Annotated in this window: 8 protein-coding genes; 5 read left to right on the top strand and 3 right to left on the bottom strand. The window is 35.8% G+C overall.

From position 1 onward, the window contains the following. From JW841_11015 to JW841_10995, 5 genes are all read left to right on the top strand, one after another. Positions 1 to 203: hypothetical protein (locus JW841_11015; protein MBN1961467.1), on the top strand; the 203-nt coding region annotated here is incomplete at its 5' end. 153 nt (positions 204 to 356) lie between these two features. Next, on the top strand, positions 357 to 626 hold the full coding sequence (locus JW841_11010; GenBank protein ID MBN1961466.1) for a type II toxin-antitoxin system prevent-host-death family antitoxin: 270 nt from the start codon (positions 357 to 359) through the stop codon (positions 624 to 626). After that, positions 610 to 822 carry a PIN domain-containing protein gene (locus JW841_11005; GenBank protein ID MBN1961465.1) on the top strand — a complete coding sequence of 71 codons (213 nt, stop codon included), beginning with the start codon at positions 610 to 612 and terminating at the stop codon, positions 820 to 822. The genes JW841_11010 and JW841_11005 overlap by 17 nt, the downstream gene beginning before the upstream one ends. Next, positions 795 to 1,001, top strand: coding sequence for a PIN domain-containing protein (locus JW841_11000; protein ID MBN1961464.1), 207 nt, complete (start codon positions 795 to 797; stop codon positions 999 to 1,001). The genes JW841_11005 and JW841_11000 overlap by 28 nt, the downstream gene beginning before the upstream one ends. Positions 1,002 to 1,092: 91 nt before the next feature. Then, a complete protein-coding gene (locus tag JW841_10995) occupies positions 1,093 to 1,347 on the top strand; it encodes a type II toxin-antitoxin system VapB family antitoxin (GenBank protein MBN1961463.1) in 255 nt (84 codons plus the stop codon). Positions 1,348 to 1,429: 82 nt separating this feature from the next. Here the strand turns inward: JW841_10995 and JW841_10990 are convergent, their stop codons facing one another. From JW841_10990 to JW841_10980, 3 genes are all read right to left on the bottom strand, one after another. Then, complete coding sequence (locus tag JW841_10990; GenBank protein ID MBN1961462.1) at positions 1,430 to 1,684, bottom strand: type II toxin-antitoxin system RelE/ParE family toxin; 255 nt, start codon at positions 1,682 to 1,684, stop codon at positions 1,430 to 1,432. Beyond that, a complete protein-coding gene (locus JW841_10985; protein MBN1961461.1) occupies positions 1,668 to 1,883 on the bottom strand; it encodes a ribbon-helix-helix protein, CopG family in 216 nt (71 codons plus the stop codon). The genes JW841_10990 and JW841_10985 overlap by 17 nt, the downstream gene beginning before the upstream one ends. Positions 1,884 to 2,335: 452 nt before the next feature. Beyond that, positions 2,336 to 3,484, bottom strand: coding sequence for an ATP-binding protein (locus JW841_10980; protein MBN1961460.1), 1,149 nt, complete (start codon positions 3,482 to 3,484; stop codon positions 2,336 to 2,338). Between the last annotated feature and the right edge of the window lie 533 nt (positions 3,485 to 4,017).

The following is a 4,017-nucleotide window of genomic DNA, read 5'->3' as shown; positions in this document are numbered from 1 at the left end:
TTAGAGTCAATGAAGACACAGACCTTAGAGATCGCAAAAATAACTATGATACAGCTATTTTAGGTAATTCGATTTCATTTAAAGAGGCACATGAGCAAGTGACCCAAGCTGACCCAGAATTGATAGAAGCACGGCGAGAAGCTAAGCGTCGCAAAATTGCAAAGTTGATTTCATTAAATCGGGCTGGTACATTACTCAAATAACTCTTCATTAACAACCTTTTGGTTTTTATCATGTACTCTTTATGTATCGTATTTGGTTAATACTATTAACTTTTTAATTTGGACAACTATATGTCTTTTAAATAGCTATATAGTTGTTATATAATAGACTTATAGATAACAGGTGGCAAATTTATGAAACAGGTAAATATTGCAGAATTAAAAGACCATTTTTCAGATTATTTAAAAGAAGTAGCTATGGGAGTAGAGGTAGGGATATGTAAACGTAATATTTTAATAGCTCGACTTGTTTCTGCGAATGAAAAAAAAGATTTTGTTAACAAAACCAAGCTTGGTTGTGGAAGAAATTCAGTCGTTTACCAAGGTGATTTGACAGAACCAATTATTCCCCATTCTACCTGGAATATGCTTAATATCGACATAGACGATAAAACTAATTCTTGATACCTGCGTAATTATTTGGGCTATTGCCAACGAAGAACGGATCCCTGAAGCTAATCGTAAGGTGCTAACAGCAGTTGATTCACAAATCTTTGTTTCTCCTATTAGTGCCGCTGAAATAGCTTGTGCTGTTGACCGTGGCAAATTGCAGCTTGATCGTCACTGGAAACGTTGTGGTTTAGATTTTTTATTGAATTAAACGGTTGGGAAGTATTACCAATCGATTTAGAAATCATTGAAGAAGCATATTCACTGCCAGGTCAGTTTCATGCAGATCCGGCTGACCGTATCATTGTTGCAACAGCACGCCAAAAAAAGCTTATTGTTGTTACTGGGGATAAGAAAATTATTGAATACCCCCATGTTGATGTTTTGTAACAGGGTGTTACAAGCAGATGTTACAAGCAGAGTGACAAACAACATATATCATTTATATAATTATATAATTATTTATACCTTGGAACCATACATGCCGTTAAGTATTAAAAATAATGAAGTTGAGCAATTAGCTAGAGAATTAGCAAAGAAAACTGGCGAAAGCATAACGGCAGTTTTGCTTAGTGCATTAAAAGACAAGTTACGACATGAACAAGAACGCAAAAATATACCTAATATTTTGGCAGAGTTAGAAGCTATTCGCAAACGTTGTGCTAAATATACAGTTCTTGATAATAGATCTACTGAAGATATTCTTGGCTATGATGAAAATGGGCTACCACATTAATGGTTATTGAGAGACGACTTTAGCAAAACTGATGTATTAGTTTATCAACCGAACCACTAGGTTAGCTTTATCTAGCGATATATTATCGGTAAACATCGAGGCGATGCCCAATTTTTAAAACTAAAATAACAAGTAGTGTATCTCTGACTTCATAAATTACACGATAATGCCCAACTCTTATTCGCCTAAGCCCAGTAAATTGCCCTTTTAATAAAGTACCAACGTGTGGTTGTGTTTTGAGACTGTCGATCGCCTCAATAATTTTTGTTTTATCTTGTTTTGGTAAGTTTTTAATTTCTTTTGCAGCGCTACTTTTAATTTTAAGCGAGTAATTCACCACGAACCTCTTCCCAATCGAGCATAGGGTCAAGTGGGTCACGAAGACGTGATATTGCTATTGCAAGATCTTCTACCTCAGCTAAATATAGTTCAACTGCATCACGTACAACTTCAGCGCGTGATTTACGTAGTTCTTTTGCTGCTTCATCAAGTGATTTGACAATATTATCTGGAAGTCGCGCTGTAATTTGAGTCATGAAAAACCTCAATGTCATTTAATGTCAATGACATTAAAGTAAAGTATTTTACAAAAAATATCAAGTATTACCAATTAATTTATCTAATGAGCCACTTGCAAAAATACCATAATAATCTTTTCATCGTCACCCTCGCGAACGCGGGGATCCATAACATATTGTTTTTACACAATATTCCTGGATTACTGCTTTCGGGGATGACGTTATTGTTAGTATAATTGTTAATATTATCGACTTTTACAAGTGGCTCTAATTAAAATAATAAATTCAGCTTTGTACAAAGGTGATTAGTATAATTATATGAACGTGCTCACATTTTAAGCTAGCCTGCCTAAAATTGTTCCTTAGGGTCTGCCGAAATTTCTTCTAAGTTATCTCTAGCGTTTTTAATAATGTGGTCATCCCCCTTTTGGTTTTTCTAAAGTACACTTCAAGTAGCTTATTTGGTTATTTTATAAACGATAATGACCATCCCAAAGGCGCTTTAAAAATTCGGTATAGGGTAATATTTTAATACCGTCAATAATACGAGGGCGATTGACAAGACATACTATTATTGAGTCGCGTACTAAACTTTCTTCGCGCAAAGCTTTATGTCCACGTAAATCTGATTTACTAATTATGGCGCTTGCTTTAACTTCAATAGCAAGTTGACCATTAATAATAAAGTCAACTTCAAATCCAGAAGCTGAACGCCAGTAGTATAATTCACCACTATTGGTGTAATCGAGATAGCTTGCTAGTTCATGGCATATATAAGTTTCAAATGCTAAGCCAGCTTCTGGTGAGCGCAATGCAATTTGACCTTGGTGTCGTAATGAGCGAACGACTCCAGTATCAAAAAAATAGCATTTGCTTGTAGCAAGGGCTTTACGCTTGCGAGTTTTATTAAATGCCGGTACTTCGCGGGCGATCAATGTATCTTTAAGGATAGCAAAATATTCTTGCACGGTTGTTCGCGCTACCTGAGCATCATTGGCAATAGCACTATAGTTAATAATAGCTCCATTACAGAAAGCAGCTACCTCAAGAAAGCGACTAAATGCCGGAATATTGCGAACAACAGCTTCGGCAGCAATCTCTTCTTGTATATATGCACCAATATAAGCAGATAGATCACCTTCTGGGTCATCTGATGAATATATCGAAGGTAATAAGCCAATATTTAAGACTCGATGCAAATCAAAGTCTTTTAGTTCTTGATATACAAAAGGGTGTAAGTAAAGTGTACGTGCACGTCCCCCTAAGAGATTTACACCGCCTCGTCTAAGTTTGCGCGCATTTGAGCCAGTTAATAAAAATAAATGACCAAAACGTTCTATTTGTAAGTGAACTTCATCGAGAAGTATTGGTAGTTTTTGTATTTCATCAATAACTATAAGCTTATTTTTATCTTGTTGTGCCATACTTTCTTGTCGCAGCAGAGTAGGATCGCGGCTAAGTGCTGCGTAGGTGGTACTATCAAGCAAATCGTAGACAATAGCATCTGGTAAAGTCTGCCGTATTAAACTCGATTTGCCTGTTTGCCGTGGCCCAAATAGGAAATATGAACGTTTATGACATGCTGCTGATAAATTAAGAATGCGTGAAATAAATGTCATTATTAACCCAAATATAGCAATTATGTAGTAACGACGCTATTGGCGGCATTAATCATGATAATCGCCGACGTTGGCGTCAGTCAAGTAATTCTTGATTTTTCAAGCAAAAAAACTTTTTATGCTTTTTTTATCGCAAGCAGATGTCGCAAGCAGTATCGCTAACAAGATCCATTAATTAGCTTATAAAAAAAGAATCATTCTTAAAAAGAGTTAGAGTTAACTGCAGATTGATAAGCAATAATTTATTTGGCTCATGATATTAAGCAATACGGAATTCGTATATGAATTTATAGGTCTGCCAGGCTAGCTGCGTTTTAGTTGCCAATATTGGTATATCCAACAACGCCTATTTGATTGTGCATACAGTACCTAAATTGTTTAGTAATAAGGCAATACTTGATTTTTCAGGATATCCGCGCAAAATAGCGAATTTGCAAAGGATAATTAATAATGACAACCAAACACAGAAGCGAGCTTACTCTTAAAGATATACTATCACGGCTTACCTATCGGGCTGCATGTAAGTTACTCGG

It is taken from the genome of Deltaproteobacteria bacterium (assembly GCA_016931625.1).
Taxonomy (GTDB): Bacteria; Myxococcota; XYA12-FULL-58-9; order XYA12-FULL-58-9; family JAFGEK01; genus JAFGEK01.
Note: the sequence above shows the minus strand (reverse complement) of the source record. Positions and strands in the feature narration are given on the sequence as shown.